The organism is Cryptobacterium curtum DSM 15641 (assembly GCF_000023845.1).
In the GTDB taxonomy this organism is placed as follows: Bacteria; Actinomycetota; Coriobacteriia; order Coriobacteriales; family Eggerthellaceae; genus Cryptobacterium; species Cryptobacterium curtum.
In genome coordinates this window covers 292,060-311,673 of sequence record NC_013170.1, presented here as the reverse complement: position 1 = coordinate 311,673, position 19,614 = coordinate 292,060, and the positions used below count along the sequence as shown (strand labels likewise).

14 protein-coding genes and 1 tRNA gene are annotated in these 19,614 nt (G+C 50.7%); 2 read left to right on the top strand and 13 right to left on the bottom strand.

Translation table 11 applies throughout. From position 1 onward, the window contains the following. Positions 1-2 precede the first annotated feature (2 nt). The 9 genes from CCUR_RS01245 to CCUR_RS01205 form a co-directional block, all read right to left on the bottom strand. Positions 3-629: a 2-oxoacid:acceptor oxidoreductase family protein gene (locus CCUR_RS01245; RefSeq protein ID WP_012802670.1), complete on the bottom strand. Its 627-nt coding sequence runs from the start codon at positions 627-629 to the stop codon at positions 3-5. Next, complete coding sequence (locus CCUR_RS01240; protein WP_012802669.1) at positions 622-2,889, bottom strand: thiamine pyrophosphate-dependent enzyme; 2,268 nt, start codon at positions 2,887-2,889, stop codon at positions 622-624. Before CCUR_RS01240 ends, CCUR_RS01245 begins: the two co-directional genes overlap by 8 nt. Next, positions 2,882-3,349 carry a 5-(carboxyamino)imidazole ribonucleotide mutase gene (gene purE / locus CCUR_RS01235; RefSeq protein ID WP_012802668.1) on the bottom strand — a complete coding sequence of 156 codons (468 nt, stop codon included), beginning with the start codon at positions 3,347-3,349 and terminating at the stop codon, positions 2,882-2,884. Before purE ends, CCUR_RS01240 begins: the two co-directional genes overlap by 8 nt. Positions 3,350-3,565: 216 nt before the next feature. Next, positions 3,566-4,738, bottom strand: coding sequence for a DUF4013 domain-containing protein (locus tag CCUR_RS01230; RefSeq protein ID WP_012802667.1), 1,173 nt, complete (start codon positions 4,736-4,738; stop codon positions 3,566-3,568). 486 nt (positions 4,739-5,224) lie between these two features. Then, positions 5,225-5,300 (bottom strand) — tRNA-Phe (locus CCUR_RS01225). 65 nt (positions 5,301-5,365) lie between these two features. After that, entirely contained in the window at positions 5,366-6,040 is a 675-nt protein-coding gene (locus CCUR_RS01220; RefSeq protein ID WP_012802666.1) for an HAD family hydrolase, read from the bottom strand. Positions 6,041-6,059: 19 nt separating this feature from the next. After that, entirely contained in the window at positions 6,060-7,019 is a 960-nt protein-coding gene (locus tag CCUR_RS07135; RefSeq protein ID WP_012802665.1) for a TatD family hydrolase, read from the bottom strand. A gap of 142 nt (positions 7,020-7,161) precedes the next feature. After that, on the bottom strand, positions 7,162-8,937 hold the full coding sequence (locus CCUR_RS01210) for a lipopolysaccharide biosynthesis protein (protein ID WP_012802664.1): 1,776 nt from the start codon (positions 8,935-8,937) through the stop codon (positions 7,162-7,164). 304 nt (positions 8,938-9,241) lie between these two features. Next, a complete protein-coding gene (locus tag CCUR_RS01205; protein ID WP_012802663.1) occupies positions 9,242-9,808 on the bottom strand; it encodes a phosphatase PAP2 family protein in 567 nt (188 codons plus the stop codon). Between the two features lie 372 nt (positions 9,809-10,180). Between CCUR_RS01205 and nrdD the strand changes: the two genes are divergently transcribed. Beyond that, positions 10,181-12,403 carry an anaerobic ribonucleoside-triphosphate reductase gene (gene nrdD, locus CCUR_RS01200; protein WP_012802661.1) on the top strand — a complete coding sequence of 741 codons (2,223 nt, stop codon included), beginning with the start codon at positions 10,181-10,183 and terminating at the stop codon, positions 12,401-12,403. A gap of 148 nt (positions 12,404-12,551) precedes the next feature. Next, complete coding sequence (gene nrdG, locus CCUR_RS01195) at positions 12,552-13,100, top strand: anaerobic ribonucleoside-triphosphate reductase activating protein (RefSeq protein WP_012802660.1); 549 nt, start codon at positions 12,552-12,554, stop codon at positions 13,098-13,100. A 140-nt stretch (positions 13,101-13,240) separates the two neighbouring features. Here the strand turns inward: nrdG and rplL are convergent, their stop codons facing one another. From rplL to acnA, 4 genes are all read right to left on the bottom strand, one after another. Next, positions 13,241-13,621, bottom strand: a complete 381-nt coding sequence (rplL, locus tag CCUR_RS01190) for a 50S ribosomal protein L7/L12 (RefSeq protein ID WP_012802659.1) — start codon at positions 13,619-13,621, stop codon at positions 13,241-13,243. Positions 13,622-13,699: 78 nt separating this feature from the next. Next, positions 13,700-14,221: a 50S ribosomal protein L10 gene (rplJ, locus tag CCUR_RS01185; RefSeq protein ID WP_012802658.1), complete on the bottom strand. Its 522-nt coding sequence runs from the start codon at positions 14,219-14,221 to the stop codon at positions 13,700-13,702. 364 nt (positions 14,222-14,585) lie between these two features. Then, a complete protein-coding gene (locus CCUR_RS01180; RefSeq protein WP_012802657.1) occupies positions 14,586-16,679 on the bottom strand; it encodes a hypothetical protein in 2,094 nt (697 codons plus the stop codon). Positions 16,680-16,810: 131 nt separating this feature from the next. Then, entirely contained in the window at positions 16,811-19,597 is a 2,787-nt protein-coding gene (gene acnA / locus CCUR_RS01175) for an aconitate hydratase (protein WP_049754313.1), read from the bottom strand. Positions 19,598-19,614 lie beyond the last annotated feature (17 nt).

The window sequence follows — 19,614 nt, the reverse complement described above, 5'->3', positions numbered from 1 at the left end:
AGTTATTCCTTTTCTTTCAAGACCTGAAAGCGCTGCGTTGTTCTAATAGCGTTTTGATTCAGCTCAACAAAGCGCGGCTTAACACACTGCTCCATCGCGCGCTCCATTTCGTCGAGACTAATTGCCGTGCCAAGCCCACCTTCAAGAGACTGCAAAGCAATCAAAGCAGCAGTTAACATGGCTACATTAGCGACTTTACGGCTGCCAACAGCGCGACAAATTGCATCGTCATCAACCATAACCACCCGAGGGACACGCGCCTGCACGGCTTCCTGTAACACCTGCGCATCATAAGGATTACTCGCAAGGCTTTCTGCCACCGAAGGAATAGCTGCCGTTGAACACACCATCAATCCTTGAGGGCTTAGAAACGGAAGTGCCCGCAGGCCTTCACCAACCTCAAGTGCAATCACGCAATTGGCACTACCCTGCGAGATAAGCGGAGCAAGCACTTCTTCGCCGTCGTTGCCCATGCGCACGTGGCTCATCACGTTGCCACCGCGCTGAGCCATACCGATAGTCTCGGCAGTGCGTACCTGCCAGCCTCGATGGGCGGCAGCCTGTGCAAGAATTTTTGCCGCCAACACCGATCCTTGTCCGCCGATGCCCGTAATTAATACGTTAAGCATGACGGCCTTCTTTCTGCTGCGCACCGCGTGAAAGACCAGCCGAATCAGCTAAACGAAGCCGTCCTTTTTCGCACGCTTGTGCAAAAGGCAAACGACCTTCATTGCGCACTGCGGCAGAAATGGCGTGATACGGACATACATCCACGCAGAGTCCGCATCCATAACAGAGCGTCGGATCGATGTTCATGATGCTGGTGTATGCCTGAGCGGCTTTGCCGTTATGCGACGAGGCAGCCGGGGCACTGGATTGTCCGGGATCTTTATCTGTAGTTGGCAGGCTGCCCACAGCGGACGTGCCGTCGGCGGCAGATGCGTCACTGGCAGCAGGCACATCCCCGGAGGCAGGAGCGTCCTCGGTAGCAAGCACATCAGCACGGGGAATCATACTCATGGCTGGACAGCCAATTGATTCGATGCATACGCGACAGGCTGTACAGCGTGCAGGATCAACAAGAGCAGCTGGTTCAGGCGGCACAATCTGCGTACACGGAGATTCAAACAAAACAGCCGATGGGCCTTTGAAATCGAGTGCTTCCTTGGCAGCTTTAACGCTCTCACGCACGTATAGCGGGTTCGCACGCGTTACGCACTTCATGCCAAGTGCGCGCAACACCCCTTCGATGTCGATAGCCTCGCCAACCTGACCCATAAGCGTCGTGCCCGTACCTGGATGGGGCTGACCACCAGTCATAGCCGTCGTCGAATTGTCGAGTACGCATACCGTGATGTCATGCTGGTTGTAAACAGCATTGGCAATGCCCGTAAGCCCGCTCGCAAAAAATGTTGAATCGCCGATAAAGGCCACGCACGCGCGATCAGGTTCGACAGTAGCCATACCCTGAGCCATCGTGATGCCAGCACCCATGCATAAGCAGGTATCAACCGCTTCAAGTGGTTTGGCATTGCCAAGTGTATAGCAGCCAATGTCGCCGCAGAATACGTGCTTGCGCCCCCGTAAGGCGCGCTTAAGCGCAAAAAAGGCTCCGCGATGCGGGCAGCCTGCACAAAGAACTGGCGGGCGCAAAGGTGGATGTACCTCTTCAGCCAATGAAGAGGCTGATGATGAATGCGCGGACGATGCAGATGACTCGGTAGACGATGAACGAGAAGTAGCAGACGGCGAAGAAGCCGACAATGAACTGGCAGATGATGAACTGGAAAAAGAAGCGGCACCCTTTTCCTCAATCAAATCCGTCAGACCAAGAAATACTCCTAAGCGTGTCTCAGCATCCTCAACGGTATTTTCGCCGCGATCAAGCGTATCGCCGGTGCGCCTGCCCTTGATATCGACTGACAAATGATGAGCGCCCACCAGGGCAAGCAGACCATCTTCTATGACCGAGTCAAGCTCCTCGAAAACCAAAAGTTCCGAAAGACCATCGATAAAGCGCAGTGCTGCTTCTTCAGGAAATGGAAACGGCGTTCCCACCTGCATGAACTTATATGCTGGCATTACCTTCCCTACAGCAGCTAAACGTTGCTCCCAGCGGGAAAGTGCTTCTTTCACATATTGAACGCTGACTCCACCAGCGACAATACCGCGCTGCGAATTCGTCCCACACTCGGTACTAGGATTGAACACCCCCCGTGATTCCTGTGCGGCAATATCTGGCAGTCGACGATTGATTTCGCCATGGGCTTGATATGAACGACGAGGAAAAATAACCCATTTGCTATCGCGCTCGAACCCTCCTTCAGGAATTGGTCGCGCGGTCGTAGAGGAGGGCATTTCAAAGAACGTCGAAGCATGACAGATACGCGTTGTGGGGCGTACGATAACGGGAGTCGCGTATTTTTCCGATAGATCGAAGGCATGATGCATCATTTCATAGCCTTGATCAGGCGTAGCGGGGTCAAGCACTGGCACTTTCGCAAAGTCCGCAAAGCGACGCGTATCCTGTTCAGTTTGGCTCGAAATAGGCCCCGGGTCGTCGGCAACATACAGTACAAGGCCGCCGCGCACGCCCACATAATTCAAGCTCATCAACGCATCACTGGCAACGTTAAGACCCACCTGTTTACAGGTAAATAACGCACGAGCACCCGAGGCTGACGCACCAGCAAGCACTTCAAGGGCAGCCTTTTCGTTGGTAGACCATTCCACATGCACGCCACGAGCAATGCCTTGAGCATGCAGGCGTGCCACAGTTTCAATAAGCTCACTTGAAGGGGTTCCCGGATAACCGGCAACGACACGTACCCCCGCTTCAAGGGCAGCCCAGGCAAAAGCCTCGTTGCCCATAAGCAGCTTACTAGGCATCTGCCATTTCCTTTTTGTAAGCAGCCATCTGGTCGCGATACGTCTTATCGCCGATGCCTAACATTTGAAGTGCCAGAATAGCGGCATTTTTCGCGCCGTTGATAGCCACGCAAGCTACCGGCACGCCACTGGGCATCTGCACCATCGAAAGTAGGCTGTCGAGTCCACCTAAATCGCTCGTCTTCATCGGCACACAGATAACGGGACAGGGCGTATAAGCAGCCACAACACCACCCAAATGAGCAGCCTTACCTGCTGCGGCAATAATCACGCGAATGCCGCGCTCAGATGCGCTCGCAGCCCATTCGTGAACCTCAAGCGGCTTACGATGAGCGCTTGCCACTTTTACCTCAAAGGGAATGCCAAACTCATCGAGTTGAGCGAAGCACTTCTCCATCACGGGCATATCGCTTTGGGAGCCCATAATTACACCAACCAATGGCTGATTGCTTGTCGCCATATCATTCTCCTTCACTGAACAGGGCGTCTCGTTTTGCTATTCTAACACCGCCCCACAAATAAGCGCTTTGGCTGTTATGTAGCTTGACCTCCTCTGTTTTGCTTAATATAAGGATAAGGACTGCCTCCGACGATATATCGGTGGCAGTCCTTTGCTGAGCTCAGTCCTCTATAGTCTTTTGTTTCTATTCGCTATAGAGCCTGTTCGCTACCGTGTTTACGCATTGGGCTTTTCAGCGGGGTCTCCATCGTCGTTCCCAGAAGCACCACTTGCAGAGGAGTCGCTCGTTGCCGTATCAGCACTCTGCGTAGCAGCATCCCCACCAGCAACGTCGGCTACAGGCGTATCAGCAGCGGCTGGTTGGGCTTGCACCGGCTGAACAGATGCAGCAGGATTTTGTGCTGGCGGTTGCTGTGTAACAACAGGCGCAGCATACTGCTGAGACTGCTGTGTGTACTGTTGAGGCTGTTGCTGATACATAGCCTGATAAGCAGCAGATTGCTGAGCCTGTTCCATTTCAAATGGCATAGGAGCTTCCTGTGGCCCCCACTGAGCCACATTAAATTGGCGAGTCCAATAGCCTAATGCTCGCGTTACAACCGTATTAATAAATACAGAAGCCACAAGCGTGATATAACAAAAAACTAATACAAACACGCCAAATGCAGCTATGGCAGAAAAGAAAGCTGAGATAACAGCCCCATTGTCTGCCATAGTCATAGTATGGCTAGTAAATCCAAGATCCGAAGATAAAAGGTCAATGAAAGGCATGAAGACACCTATGCCAATAAAGAGAAAGAAGATCATGAAAACGATCGAAAATACGACACCTACGATTAAACTGGCTACGATGTCAATCAAGAATATTCGTGCAATACCACCGATATCATGACGAATCATCTTCCAAATCTTGCCGAACTGAAAGCCCGAAGAAATATTGCCATAGATGCTAATGCGCATTGAACCAACCCAGCTGAAAATCTCTACTAGGATAGCCGCCACAATCATCACTGCCAGAATGATCAGGCCAATTAAACTAGCGAGAATCAACGCACTAGGATTTCTATTCGCAGTAATTAACGCACCAGTCGTCAAACCATCACAAAGCAGATAAACAGCCGCCGTAACGAAACTCAGCACAAAACCAAGTACTAAAATAAAGAAGCCGCGACTATAAAGTCTGCCGTCAGCATTATTGAAAAGCGACTTTGGCATAGGGCTTTTTACATCCCAAGCGATGTCACGCGCCCATCCATAGAGGTAACCATTGACAACGATAGGCCCGAAAATTGGGATAAACAAAAGTAACGCCATCAGGCACATCTTACCGAACCAACCGGGTGAATTCTTGATGTCAGACCAGGCGCTTGAATAATAGCCTGCTTGCATGGGCTATCCTTTCTTCCAAATCGGTCGAAACGCAAAGTTTTGCACCTCTCAGTATACGTGAGCATTCCAATTTGACGGGGTGATATCGGGTTTTCTCCTTATCCGTCATGAAGATGTAATGCTCACCCACGCGGCATAAAGCCTCGCGACAGATTCGCTACAAGCGGATCTGTCCTTCAGAATTCAAACATTAAAAGAGCTTAAAGCACGAAGGCAGATTAAAGAACAACTCTGTTCTTTATCTCTCAATTGCCTAGACTTACTCCTGGAATAAAATGCTCGGTTGAACAGATGAGGAAATTCGGCTGAATGTACACCCACACTAAAATGCATCTCTGACCTGCAAAAGAAACTAGAAGTAGCACACTAAAAGAGAAAGAAAGCGTCTAAGAGAAGTATTGGTTGATCAGGTCCTTCTCAGGGTTCAAGTCCAGCACGAACCGTGGACATGAAAAAGACCCCCGTTGCCGGAGGTCTCAACAAACCTGGTGGTCGGAGGGGGACTTGAACCCTCGGCACGGGGATTTTCAGTCCCCTGCTCTACCAACTGAGCTATCCGACCAGTTTATGCCGCTTATATAAAGCGCGAGTTAGCAGTATACCGATAGCCATTTACCCGGTCAAGCGTTATGAAGTATGCACTTGTAGGAGCTCATCAAGAGAGCGAATGCAAATATCAGATGCTGCAGCTAGCGCATCAAAAGATTCGGCCGTTTCATCACACGAATAAATACCGACCGTATGCAAACCAGCATCCCTCATCGCGCGAATTGCATACAGCGCATCATCGACACCCCAGGTGGTTTCAAGGTCAGAGGACATTACGTCGGCTGCCAGATGATAAATGCGACTCTCTTGCTTCGAAATACCCACCTCGTCGGTCGATATCACCTTAACGAAAGTATCGAACAAGTCGTTACGAGAAAGCCCTGCGTGTAAATATCGCATGGGACTCGACGATACCACTACACATGGCACGCCAGCTGTAGTAAGTGTGCCAACCAATTCCCGCGCACCAGGCAACAAACATGCCTCATTGCGATAGAAACCGAGTAGTGCCTCATCGAGAAGCGTCAGTACATCATCAGGGTCTTTACCAATACCATAGCGATGAAATATTTGAGCGGCCTGGAGGATAGGAAGCGCGCGCACTGCTTCCATGTCTTCGGGTGAAAGTGGTCCTTGTCCGTGGGAAATAAGATACGCTTCGGCTCGATTCCAGGCATCCATGGAATCAATCAACGTGCCATCACAATCGAAAATAACACCGCTTATCCGATCGATATCGAACGATGCTGTCATCGTTTACGCTCCTCTTCCACTATTCCGCACCAAGCACGCGCGCATTCGTTGCTACTATTTGATTAAGAATGTCCTCGCCCCGCAGATCCGCCAGTGTCTGTGCCGCCCGCACAAGCCGCGCCCGATAGTCAACATACTCAAACGGGTCCTCCGGCTTGGAAGGCCAATCGGTTTCCAATAGTAAGCGGTCGGCAGGGATAGCCTGCGCATAGGCGCGCCCACGACGCGTTGCCAACATACGCTCTCCCACCGAAAAGTAATATCCCGAACGAATTGCGCGCGTCAATTCAGATGATGTCCCTGAAAACCAGTGCAAAATACAACAGCACCCCTCTTGCGCACACACCACATCAGCCGCATCCATTACCGCACCAGCCGCAGCAACAGCATGAATCGATACAACGTGCCCGACCCCTCTGCGTGCCTGAACAGCCACCTCGCGCATAGCGCGCGAAAAGAAAGCCACCTGTTCGTCGCGTGTAGCCGCGTGCGCACGTCCAAAATCAAGGCCAACTTCACCAATGAAATACGCTGAGGGGAAAAGCTCAAGAAACTCATCTTGTTCGGCTGGTTGATACAGAGGCTGCCCCAATTGACTGGCTGACTGTGCTTCCCCAACAGATCGATTCAGCCGATTGGTAGGCTGGTCCAATTGATTAGATGGTTGCATCTGCTGAACAGACTGACCCTGATGGCCAGACGGCTGCGTTAGCTGAATATCCGAAAAGCGCCATGGATGCAAGCCCAAGCCCACTCTTACCTGAGGAAATGAATCCATCTGTTGTGTATGTTGTTGATATTCCATCGGTGAAACGGTGCAGGAAAGCACATGCAGTCCATCGTTTTCGGCTTGTTGTGCAACAGCTTGTACGTTGCTCGTAAACGCCCAGTGGCAATGTGCATCAAAGCGTGCTGCACGTTCAATCGCAGATGGACTTACCTCGTGCATGGCAGCACCCTGATAGTCCCGACTATCCATAACAGCACCAGCTAAACCCTGAAAGTCCTGGCTTGCCCATGGCAAGCATCCCGATAATCCAAGCCACCCATAGTAGCGCTCCGAGAATCCCAGCTACCCATAAACAGCACCCTGCCGGTCTCGACGATCTCCACCACGCATGCTAACCCCGTGATGAGGTACGCCGACGGGCCTCAACGGCTGCTTGCAATTCCGCATAGGCCGGGTCGTCTTCAGGATGGCGACGATACAACAGCCGCACCGAAACGTAGTCCATAAGCAACATAACGAATAGCATCGCCATCACGATAAGGTACCCAATAACCGCACCCGATAGCCCACTTACATGAATAAGCATCCACGGTATGAATAGCGAGAACACAAAGGTGACCAGGTAAATTTGAGTTACTGACTTCTGATGCCGCATCACCGTAACTACCTGGTAGAGAAAATCGATGCCCGCCGTAATACCACCTGCAGCAATCATCAGAGTAGCCAAATTGCGAAACCCTTCGAAATCCACCCCGTACAGCACACTCATGATCGGAATACCGATCCACGACATCATGAATTCCATAAACAGCGTGATCCCCACAATAATGCCGATAAAAGCAATGATAAACAAATCGAACCGACTGCGACGATCAGGGTCTACCCACGCTTCGGCCATACGCACCAGAAGCGGCTTGTAAATAAAACCGACCGACAGCAAAATGGCCTGCGCCGGAAAGTACAACGCACTGAAGTACAGCTGGTTATCGTAGGTAAGTGTACCTTCCATAACGAACTTCGGCATGTTATCGACAAGAGCATACAGGAACAGCGCGATAAACATCGGAAAGCATTGCTTGAAAAGATCCGCCACGCCAGACAGTGACAACTTCCCCGACCGGGGCGTTTCAAAGAGTGTGAGCGGAAGGGTTACAAGCAAAAACGAAAGGACTGCCACAACAGCCATAACCATTGCAGCAACACCGATACTGCGCGTAATCAGTAGCGCCAACGTAAAGAGAATAAATACCGCGACCGAACGCACGGCTTGCGATACGCCCGCCAAATAGAGCTTGTCCTTCTGTTGCAGGCGCCCTTCATACACATCAGCCAGACCATCAATCATCTTATAGATAAACACGCACGTAGTCATCAGCAGCATTTCGCCATCGTAACCACGTACCGTACAGAATGCCCAGCCAACCAGCAGCATGAGCAGGCAGGTGATCCAGCGGTTTATTTGATAATCACGAAATGAATGCGCTTCCTTTAAGTCGGAAACTTGGAACGTCCGCGCGCCATAGTTCGCCAAAATCATCAGAAGCGTACCGGCCACAAAAGCAAACGAGAACATACCCGCAGCTTCGACGCCCGAAAGCTGCGTTACCACAATAGTTAATAGAGGAAATACCATTCCCCAGGTGGTGAGACCCGCTGTATTCCACACGTAGTCGAGTTTCGTGCGTCCACCATCGTATAGTTCTTCCTGCCCACTGAATGTCTTGTCGGACACAGCGCCGAGCAGGCGGTCACCCCAATCAGATATCAGTTTACGGAGTCGCCCCGGCTGACGGCGCGCGCGATGCCCCTGTTCATCTTCGATCTCGCGCGAACTTTTAAAGTATCCATATGAAGCCTGATTTGCAAGCCGCTCTTCATTGAGGTAACGCGCCGCAGACCCAATGAAACGGTCGGATGCGTACTTGCCGTTTTGTTCATCGTCTGAACGGCTAGTTTTTGACTGGATAGTTTTACTTCGCCGCACCTTGCCCGAACGGATCATTCTCTGTTTCCGTGAGCTTTCACGTGTCGTCTTGCCCCTTGAAGCATCGCGTGTGGTCTTGTCTATCTGCACGTCGTCTGAGCGTGTCGTCTCACGTTTCTGCGCAGCCTTGCGGATAGCACGCACGCTACGACGAGATCGGGATGTGTCAGACGTATTGGGCATGCTTCCTCTCTGTTTTCTTTCGATTGATCAAACGATTATAGGGGGCGCGTACCACAAGACACGGACCTTCGACACAACCTCCAAGCACCGTGCATGTTTAACTGCTCTCGGATTATGCGCTCGGCCCTGTTTAACACTCTCAAGATCGATCTTAGATTGCACATAAACCTGTTAACCACTCTTAGATGCAGGCCGAATCGGAAATGTCCAACCAATCTTAGTCGCATGCTCAGCCAAATGTCTAAGGTGTAGATGCGTTGAATCGAACGTACTAAACCAAACACGTTACATGCAACACGTTGACTCAAACTTGCTCATCAAAAAAGCTAGGTATCCGCCAACCGCGACTTTCAGCCATGCTATTCAGGCGCCGATACGCCACTACCACCACGCACGCACAAACAATGCCCAAGAGGGCACCCGCAAGCACATCGGTCGGATTGTGGACAAATAAATACAGGCGCGAAAAAGCAATAATTATCGCGAGGATAGCAACCGCTACCTTCGCCAACCGACGTGCCGGCGAAAGGAAGAAAATCGTCGCTGCTGCAAAACTTGCACCACTATGGCCAGACGGAAACGAAAATCCTGATGGCGGAGTAATAATAAGCGCAATACTTGAATCAACCATAAAAGGGCGCGGACGAGCCACCAGTGGTTTTAATACCACATCACCCAGTACCCAGGTGAGTCCAACAGCAGCAACAAGACATATCCCCCAAGCACGGTATTTCTTCGTGAGTGTCAGCATAACGGCAAGCGCCAACCACACCGCCCCGTACTCGCCTAGTGACGTAAACCCCACCATCACACTATTAAGCAGTGGTACCACTGATAAGGTATGAATCATATGGAGAATAGCAAGATCCATGCGTCTAAAACTCTTTCTTGTAATCCGCCGCGAAGCGGATAAACATTTCATCACAAATCATAACAGCACCTACCACAGCATATGGTTCTACGGCGCTCACATTTCGAATCCCTCCACCTAGAATTTAGCTATAAACCACTATATATTGTGTTTGTGTATTTTATGAACCTCTAAATATTCCATTTGTCTGTGACAGGGGGAAACGAATTGTTGGGCAATGTCAAGGCTTGTACACGAAATTTTTTAGAGGCAAAACAGTATCAAGCAATAGGCATGTAGCACCGTGTCTGACATGCAATTCTCATCCATACTATCCACGCTCGGTTTCCCGGCTTCGGAGCAACCGCGCACTTTCTTCGAGAAAGGACAACCATGAAGGTTATTAAACGTAACGGCTCCGAAGTCATCTTTGACGTCACAAAAATCGTGAACGCTATCGCGAAGGCCAACGAAGAAGTCGTTCCTGAAAACCGCCTCTCGCAGGCTCAGATTCTCACCGCAGCCAACAACGTCACCACTGAGTGCGAAGCATGCGGTCATGCCCCAGCTGTCGAGGAAATCCAAGACATGGTCGAGGATCAAATTATGGCTCTCGGCTGCTTCGAGGTAGCGCGTAAGTACATTATCTATCGCTACCTGCAAAATCAAAAGCGCGCTAGCAACACCACTGACGATAAGATTCTTTCGCTTATCGAATGCAATAACGAAGAAGTCAAGCAGGAAAATTCAAACAAGAACCCTGCTGTCGTATCAGTTCAGCGTGACTACATGGCTGGCGAGGTGTCGAAAGACCTCGCAAGTCGCATGTTACTTCCCCAGGACGTGGTGTGGGCTCACGAGAATGGCCTTATTCACTTCCACGATTCCGACTACTATGCGCAGCGTATGCACAATTGCGACTTGGTCAATCTTGAAGACATGCTGCAAAACGGCACGGTTATTTCGGGTACGCTTATCGAAAAGCCCCACAGCTTTTCAACGGCATGCAATATTGCTACGCAAATTATTGCACAGGTCGCCAGCTGTCAGTACGGTGGTCAAAGCATTTCTCTGGCGCACCTAGCTCCATTTGTTGACATCAGCCGCCAAAAAATTCGTCGCGCTGTCATCGCTGAGCTTAACGACCTTGGACTCGAAGCTACTGGCGACCGACTCGATACAGTCGTGGAAGCTCGTGTGCGCGACGAAATCCGGCGCGGCGTGCAGACAATCCAGTACCAGGTGGTAACCCTCATGACCACCAATGGTCAAGCTCCATTCATCACGGTATTCATGTACCTCAATGAAGCACGTAACGAACAAGAAAAGCATGACTTGGCTATGTGCATTGAAGAAATGCTGCGTCAGCGCCACCAGGGTGTAAAAAATGAAGCGGGCGTGTGGATTACTCCGGCATTTCCGAAGCTTATCTATGTCCTGGAAGATGACAATATCGAAGCTGATTCGCCATACTACTACCTTACGCAGATGGCAGCTAAATGCACTGCACGGCGCCTCGTGCCCGACTATATCTCTGAAAAAAAGATGAAAGAATATAAGCTTTCCGCTGGTGAAGAAGCAGGAAATGGTGACTGCTACACCTGCATGGGATGTCGTTCGTTTTTGACTCCCGACCGCAGCGGCAACGGGTACAACAATGTAGCCAATGTAGCCAACTGGGATCCCACCAAGCCAAAGTATTATGGACGCTTCAATCAGGGTGTTGTTACTATCAACCTGGTCGATGTAGCTCTATCGAGCGAAGGCGATATCAATAAGTTCTGGGAAGTCTTTGACGAACGGCTTGAGCTTTGCCATAAGGCTCTGTTGTGCCGTCACAATCGCTTGAAGGGCACGCTTTCCGATGCGGCTCCTATTCTGTGGCAATATGGCGCACTGGCACGTCTTGAAAAGGGCGAAACTATCGACAAGCTGCTCTATGGTGGCTATTCAACTATCAGCCTAGGCTATGCCGGTCTATATGAATGTACTAAATACATGACGGGCAAGTCGCATACAAACCCCGAGGCTACTCCCTTTGCCTTAGAGGTTATGCAACATATGAACGACAAGTGCAACACCTGGAAGGAAGAGCACGATATCGACTTCAGCCTGTATGGAACACCCCTTGAGTCGACAACGTACAAGTTTAGTAAATGTCTCCAGCGTCGTTTTGGCATCATCGAAGGCATCACGGATAAGGGCTATATCACCAATAGCTACCATGTGCATGTTGCTGAAGAAATCGATGCATTTAACAAGTTGAAGTTTGAAAGTCAGTTCCAGCCATTGTCGCCAGGTGGCGCCATCAGCTATGTCGAAGTTCCCGATATGCAGGACAACCTCGAAGCGGTTATGAAGGTGCTGCATTACATCTACGACAACATCATGTATGCAGAACTCAACACAAAGAGCGACTACTGCCAAGTCTGCGGCTTCGACGGCGAGATCACCATCATCGAAGACGATGGCAAGTTGGTTTGGGAATGCCCGCATTGCGGTAATCGTGATCAAACGAAACTTAACGTTGCCCGTCGTACCTGTGGTTATATTGGCACTCAGTTCTGGAACCAAGGTCGCACGCAAGAAATAAAGGACCGCGTCCTGCATCTGTAGAATAGACTGCTGGAAAACAGTCAAATAGACACCCGTTGAGTATCCAATAACGGCACCATAATGCATCCGCTTTAAAAGCGGATGCATTATGCTCAATATAAACTTCTCCTCAAGCAGACAAAAGTATAAAGCCGACGGAACGGCAACTATGTATTACGGAAATATCAAATATAACGATATCGCTAATGGGACTGGTGTGCGCACTACCCTATTTGTTTCAGGCTGCACCCACCATTGCAAAGGTTGCTTCCAAACACAAACCTGGTGCTTTTCTTTTGGCGAGCCATTTACTGACGAGATAGCTCGTCAGATTATCGATAGCTTGCACGACCCTTGGATTGATGGACTTACCCTGCTTGGCGGCGAGCCGATGGAGCCTTCCAATCAAGAAGCATTATTACCGTTTGTGAAACAAGTACGTGATGCTGTGCCAGAAAAGACTATCTGGATGTACACCGGCGATATCTACGAGGACCTTACTGATCCGGCAAGCCCCCGTCATACCCAGTACACCGATGAACTGTTGTCGCTGATTAACGTGCTTGTTGATGGACCCTTTATGCAAGAGCGTAAAGACATTACCTTACGGTTTCGCGGATCGTCAAACCAGCGCATTATCGACCTTGCCGCTACACGAGCGACGGGTAAAGTCGTACTTTGGCATGACGATCCGCAATACGAAACTCACACGATGTAGTAAGCCCTTGCCTCTCTGTTTCAGCAACGCACTAAGGCCAAAATAAAAGCGAGGTTGGGGTGCATCCCAACCTCGCTTTAGAGCTATAGCTAACATGCTTCTGCGTACCGTCAAGTACACAGAAAACTTGCCTGCTTTAGTTACTTCAAAGTAACGGCAGCGCCAGCTTCTTCCAGCTTGCCCTTCATCTCGTCAGCCTGCTCCTTGGCAACGCCTTCCTTGATGGCCTTCGGGGCACCCTCAACCAGTTCCTTGGCTTCCTTCAGGCCTAGGCCGGTCAGCTCGCGAACAACCTTGATAACAGCAATCTTGTTGTCGCCAAAGCCCTCGAGCACTACATCAAACTCAGACTTTTCTTCAGCAGCAGCGCCAGCATCAGCACCACCAGCAACAGCAGCTACAGCTACCGGAGCAGCAGCAGACACGCCAAAGGTTTCCTCGATATCCTTAACGAGTTCAGAAGCCTCAAGCAGGGACATCTCTTTCAAAGCCTCAATAATCTCTTCCTTGGTCACAGCCATGGTAGATTCCTTTCAAAATGGGTTGTGGCTTTTCCACAACCAGTTTTACACTACGCGGCATTCAAGCCGCATGCTGCACTAAGCAGCGGGTTTTTGCTCGGCCACTTGACGTGTAGCCTGAGCCAGGCCTTGCGGCACACCATTGATCGTAACGGCCAGACCGCGAGCGATGCTCGAAAGAGCAGCAGCCATAGAAGCGTACAGTTCTTCGCGAGAAGGCAAAGACGCGATAGAGACAACCTGTGCCGCGTCGTATTCAGCACCATCCATGATGCCGCCTTTGATTACCAGGTTCTCGTTCTTTTCAGAGAATTCCTTGATCGCCTTAGCAGCAGCGGCTGGATCGGCCTCAGTAAACACGAAAGCGTTAGGACCCTCTAAGATATCCTCCATGGTCGGTAGACCAGATTCCTCAAGCGCGATATGCATGAGCGTGTTCTTATAGACCACTAGATGCGCACCAGCTTCGCGAATTTCACGACGGAGCTGCTGAGCATCCTTTACAGTAAGACCACGATAATCGACAACCCATACTGCAGAAACCCCATCAAGCTCTTCCTTGATCTTAGCAAGCGCTTCTTTATTCTGTGCATTTGGCATACTATTACACCTCCTTCTTTTGCGACGAGTTCCGCCCCGAGGGAGGATCGCGCCGAAAAAAAAGAGCGACCCCCTGCCGTGACAACAGGGAGTCGCATGCGGTTCAACGCTGTGCAACCACCTCGGCGGGCCGTTCAAGCAATTGACTTAAACGATTAAACCGGATATCCGGTACCTGCTGTCTCTGGCAGCGGAACATTTCGTTCTTGGGCGCTGCATGTAAGCAGCTTGTACAGTATGACAGAGCCCCCGAAACCCTGCAAGATACATAACGTGCTTTCATAGCGCCTGCATAGATAGCTGAGGGCGACTTGGTAGATCAGCCGCTGACTGTTTATCAATTATGTTCTCCCAAATTTATCGCCTAGCTAACAGCCTCACTTGAAGTGCCTTGATCTGTTGTTTTCTGATCCGACACAGCGCGATCCGTTGATGTCGGCGCACCGGTTATTTCAATGCTCTGAACCGTACAGGTGGGGTCCCCTTCCGTAAAATGCAGCGTTACGGTATCCCCCGGTGCCACACGGAGCACTTCGGTAACGGCAGGTAGAGGAGCATCAAAAATACGACTATCCCCTTGCAATGTTAAATAGAAATGCGAATTGCCTTCGATAACCGCTTGCGCTGTCGTGTGTACAACACCCTGCGCGCTTTGAGTCGTTGCTGTTTCAGCATCGTCAGAACCCACACCATTTGAAGCAAGCAACGCTTTGTAAGATTTTTGCGCCTGAGACACCGTGTCACCAATAGCAACATTCTGATAGCGCTGAATATCGATCATGGCGAATTTCTTTACCAAACCAGCACCATCTTTGAGGGCCATAAAGTAGGTTGGTTGCCCATTGATATTCAACAGCAGAGGGAACGTTGCATTGTAGTGCAAGTTCTGAACCTGGCCTTCAGCACTTGCCATAGCCGAATCTTCGGTTGCACCAGCGACACTATAAAAATGTGTTTCGGCAGTTCGTTGATTGATGAGCACAAATCCAACAATCGCATTGTCGGATGTAGCACTCGTTACTCCCGAATACAGCCAAACATCGTCGTCTTTCACAATATAGTTGTAACCGGCCTGTCCATTGGTGCCCGGTGTTGTCTGCACCACGCCCGATTGTCCCAGCCACGAATTGAGCCAGCCACTTTTGAGACTGCCATACCAGTTGTACTGCTGCACCACAAGATCGGACGGATACGCACGGTCAACCCATTCGGGACATTCATCGATACGATAATCGTACGTTTCTCCCGTACTAGCATTCACCAGCACAACACGCGAAATGGTCTCGCCGCCAAACAAACCGATGGTACGTGTCTGTACGGGGCATACCCACCACGGCGTACCGTCTTCGTCAATCTCGAAGGATTTTTCCTCGAACATATAGAAGGGATACTTCAACTGCACATAGCGGTCGATGTTGCGCTCAAGCGGTTCGCTTTCTGAATAATACATAGGCTTATCAAGACGAACGACTTGCGTATCCTGGCTTGCCATATCAACAATCACATATGCCGGAATACCTGAATCCTTGTTGTAGAACCACTTAAACAAATCGGCATAGTTGAGCGGACTCGTGCGTACCGGCCTCCCCTGATAGTTGATCTGAGAATAGGTATTGGCAATCTCAAACTGGCTCACATAATCAGGAATTTCACCAAGGGTACGATTACCCAAAAGCACAGCTGAATCGCGATCGATTACGGGGATTGAATCATAGTCGACTTCTTTAATATCCTGTGCAAAGTTACTGTCTTGAATCTCGAGTAAATGAGAATACTTTTCAGCATTACCTGGCCAGATAGAATATGAAGCCGCTGCGCCAATAAGTCCCAAAATAGCTACGGCAGCGGGAATGAATGACGCAACCCGATACCGACGTGCCCGTTTTGGATCGCGCTCGCGCTTGCCTTCACCCTTTGTATACGAGCGCGAAAGAACACGAAATGTAATAAACGATGGCGCAATTACAAATACGACAAGAAAAGTCCAGCAGTCCGCCGAATGAATGTTGATAGGTGGATGAAACCACCAATAAGCAGCTGCCACTACGACAAGCAGAATAATCGATAGCATCACAATAGAGCGCCGGCTAAATAACGGCAAAGATAAATCGGGGTTCACGGTACCAGAAGACGACCCGCCAGTGCCTCTATTGCCCCCATTACCGCCGCCAAATATGCTGGAAAAATCAATGGGAATGCCGCCGAACGACGGGGCATCACCGCGCGATGCAGCTTTTTTCGCTTCGTCCCACCTTATCCGACGGCCTCTCTTCGCCGAACGCCCTCTTGCAGACGAGGTGCGAGACGTTTTCGCTTGAGCATCTTGAGCACTCTGCTGGGAAGTATTCTGTCGCGACTGGGCAGATCCACCCGATTCTGCCGCAGTGCCAGCTGAATCACCTGAGGGCGGCTCAAAGCCAACCATGCGGAAATATTCTTCCATATCCTTTTTATCCATGATGCTCCCTGTAGAGTTAGCTGCTGTTTGTAGTACCGCGCCATTATGCGGTACGTATAGCCGTATACCAATCGACCGCTCTACCGCCAGTCATGCGACCAGGCGCTATCTTCCATTTGCGGCAGTATAACCTACTGATCCATAAGATTGCGCAGTACATACGCAAGAATGCCACCCGAACGGAAATAAGCCCCTTCTGTCGGCGTATCGATGCGCACCAGAGCATTAAAACGCACTACTTCACCATTCGTCCGCTGTGCCGTCACAGCAACCTCAGCGGGGTTCGGCATACCCGCAGAAAAGTCGATCGGTGCAATATCAAAGACTTCTGTACCCGTCAGTCCAAGTGACGAAGCGCTTTGTCCTTCTTCAAACTGCAGGGGAAGAATACCCATGCCCACCAGGTTGCTGCGATGTATGCGTTCAAAACTCTGCGCAATCACAGCGCGCACGCCCAGTAGCGCTGGCCCTTTTGCCGCCCAATCACGCGACGATCCGCTGCCGTACATCTTGCCAGCAATAACCACCGTTGGAATGCCCTCAGTACGATAATGTTGCGCCGCATCGAAGATAAGTTTGACCTGACCATCAATATGATCACGCGTCCAGCCACCCAAACGACCCTCTGCAAGGCTATTTTTTAGTTTCACATTCGCAAAAGTGCCGCGCATCATAACTTCATGATTACCACGACGCGCTCCATACGTATTGAAATCCTGCGAAGCTACTCCAGCTTCACGCAGCAAGCGTGCAGCAGCCGAATCCGCGGCAATAGAACCAGCAGGAGAAATATGGTCGGTCGTAATGAAATCACCAAGCAACGCAAGAACACGCGCACCGCGGATAGGCACAGGTGCTTCGAGTGTGCGCTGCATGCCATCAAAATACGGAGCACGTCGTACGTATGTCGATGTACTATCCCACGAAAACAGGTCGCTCTCTGCTGCTTCAAGTTGCCGCCAAGAGGTATCCCCTTCGTACAATCCCTGTGCGCCATCGTTGAATAATGCCTGGTTGACAATGTGTTTCTGCAACATAGCTACTTCATCGTCGCTTGGCCAGATATCACACAAGAACACATCATGTCCTGCACTGTCTTGCCCGAGCGGTTCATGTTCGAAATCGAAATCAATTCGACCAGCAAGCGCATAGGCGACAACACCCGCCGGTGCACTGAGATAGTTCTGCGAAACATCTGGGGAAATGCGTCCCTCAAAATTCCTATTTCCCGACAGGACACTTGCGAGCTCCACCTGAGAAGCTATTGCATGCAGCGGCTCCAAAATAGGACCCGAATTACCAATGCAGCTCATACAGCCAAAGCCGCACGTATAAAACCCGAGTTCACGCAGTGAATCAACAAGCCCCGCCCGCTCCAGAAGCAGTTCGGTGGCCTTACTGCCTGGAGCTAAAATTGTCTTCACCCAAGGCTTCGGATGCAGCTGCTTGTGAACTGCATTGCGCGCAAGAAGCCCACAGGCAAGCATCATCGCAGGGTCAGTGGCCGTTGTGCAACTCGTAATAGCCGCAATGGCAAGAGCGCCCTGTCCTATCTGATGCGCCTTCCCATCTAGTTCAACCGTGACGCACTGCTTGTCAAGACCGCGTTGTTCATTAATGCGGGCTATGGTTTGGGGGACTTCAGACCACGCGATATGCTCGTGAGGACGCGACGGGCCAGCAATGCCGCGCTCTACCTGCGACAAATCAACTTCCAGTACTTTCGCGTAGTCGCGTACGGCATCGCTATTCCAGAGCCCCTGCGCCTTTGCGTACGCTTCAACAAGCTCAACCTGATCGCTGCTGCGTCCCGTTACCCGCAGATAATCCAACGTACGATCGTCAACGGGAAACAGAGTGCACGTGCAACCATATTCGGGCGTCATGTTAGAAATGCAGGTACGCTGCGTAGCCGAGAGATGTGCAACACCAGGGCCAAAACATTCGACGAAACAACCAACAACCCCTTCAGCACGCAGAAGTGCTGCCATATGCAATGACAAATCCATTGCAGAAACACCCTCAGACAGGGACCCTGTAAAACGTACCCCCACAACCTGCGGAACAAGGATGGTAATAGGCTGACCAAGCGCTGCCGCTTCAGCTTCGATACCACCCACGCCCCAGCCGAGCACTCCAATACCATTAGCGGTTGGCGTGTGGCTATCGGTACCAACAAGGGTATCGAAAAAGACACCTGGATCTAAACTGCTGTCGCTCGGCAATAGAGCATCTTTGCTCTTGGTGGACTGTGTTGCTGCTACCGGCGCAAGATTGCTTTCGGTGGCACGTGCTGTTGCAGGGTTGCTTTCAGGAACTTGCGTTGTTGTTGCCGGCACAGGATTATCATCGGCAGATCGGACTGTTGCTACCGTTGCAAACCGCTCGATATTTAACTGATGGCAAATACCCTGTCCAGGCGGCACAATACGAACATTCTGAAACGAGCGCTGAGCCCACTTAAGAAACGCATAACGCTCTCGATTGCGTGTAAACTCAAGAGCCGTATTCTGATTAAGTGCACCAGCGCAACCAAATTCATCAGCAATAACCGAATGATCAATTACTAAATCGCACGGAACATGTGGATTGATCTGCGCGGGGTCACCTCCCAACTGTTTACATGCTTCGCGCATTACAGCAAAGTCAACGAAAACCGGCACCCCGGTAAAGTCTTGGAAGAGCACACGTGCCGGCGAAAACTCAACTTCTTCCCCCACTGAATGCGCTGCTGCAGCTTCGATAATCCGCTGCGCACTCTGCTTGCGCGCTTCGTTGGTGGGCGCACAGCGCAGGATATTTTCCATCAAAATACGCAACGAATACGGCAGTCGGTTTGCATGTGAAACTGAAGAGACTGGCCAGTAGGTGTAGTGCTTATCGGCGACGGTAAGCGTTGCTGGTATACCTTCTGACATCCAGGTATCCGCATCTG

What these genes read in the sequence shown, in the direction of transcription:
- CCUR_RS01245 (WP_012802670.1), bottom strand. Translation starts at nt 629, where the DNA reads ATGCTTAACGTATTAATTACGGGCATCGGCGGACAAGGATCGGTGTTG.
- CCUR_RS01240 (WP_012802669.1), bottom strand. Translation starts at nt 2,889, where the DNA reads ATGCCTAGTAAGCTGCTTATGGGCAACGAGGCTTTTGCCTGGGCTGCC.
- purE (WP_012802668.1), bottom strand. Translation starts at nt 3,349, where the DNA reads ATGGCGACAAGCAATCAGCCATTGGTTGGTGTAATTATGGGCTCCCAA.
- CCUR_RS01230 (WP_012802667.1), bottom strand. Translation starts at nt 4,738, where the DNA reads ATGCAAGCAGGCTATTATTCAAGCGCCTGGTCTGACATCAAGAATTCA.
- CCUR_RS01220 (WP_012802666.1), bottom strand. Translation starts at nt 6,040, where the DNA reads ATGACAGCATCGTTCGATATCGATCGGATAAGCGGTGTTATTTTCGAT.
- CCUR_RS07135 (WP_012802665.1), bottom strand. Translation starts at nt 7,019, where the DNA reads ATGGATAGTCGGGACTATCAGGGTGCTGCCATGCACGAGGTAAGTCCA.
- CCUR_RS01210 (WP_012802664.1), bottom strand. Translation starts at nt 8,937, where the DNA reads ATGCCCAATACGTCTGACACATCCCGATCTCGTCGTAGCGTGCGTGCT.
- CCUR_RS01205 (WP_012802663.1), bottom strand. Translation starts at nt 9,808, where the DNA reads ATGGATCTTGCTATTCTCCATATGATTCATACCTTATCAGTGGTACCA.
- nrdD (WP_012802661.1), top strand. Translation starts at nt 10,181, where the DNA reads ATGAAGGTTATTAAACGTAACGGCTCCGAAGTCATCTTTGACGTCACA.
- nrdG (WP_012802660.1), top strand. Translation starts at nt 12,552, where the DNA reads ATGTATTACGGAAATATCAAATATAACGATATCGCTAATGGGACTGGT.
- rplL (WP_012802659.1), bottom strand. Translation starts at nt 13,621, where the DNA reads ATGGCTGTGACCAAGGAAGAGATTATTGAGGCTTTGAAAGAGATGTCC.
- rplJ (WP_012802658.1), bottom strand. Translation starts at nt 14,221, where the DNA reads ATGCCAAATGCACAGAATAAAGAAGCGCTTGCTAAGATCAAGGAAGAG.
- CCUR_RS01180 (WP_012802657.1), bottom strand. Translation starts at nt 16,679, where the DNA reads ATGGATAAAAAGGATATGGAAGAATATTTCCGCATGGTTGGCTTTGAG.
- acnA (WP_049754313.1), bottom strand. Translation starts at nt 19,597, where the DNA reads ATGTCAGAAGGTATACCAGCAACGCTTACCGTCGCCGATAAGCACTAC.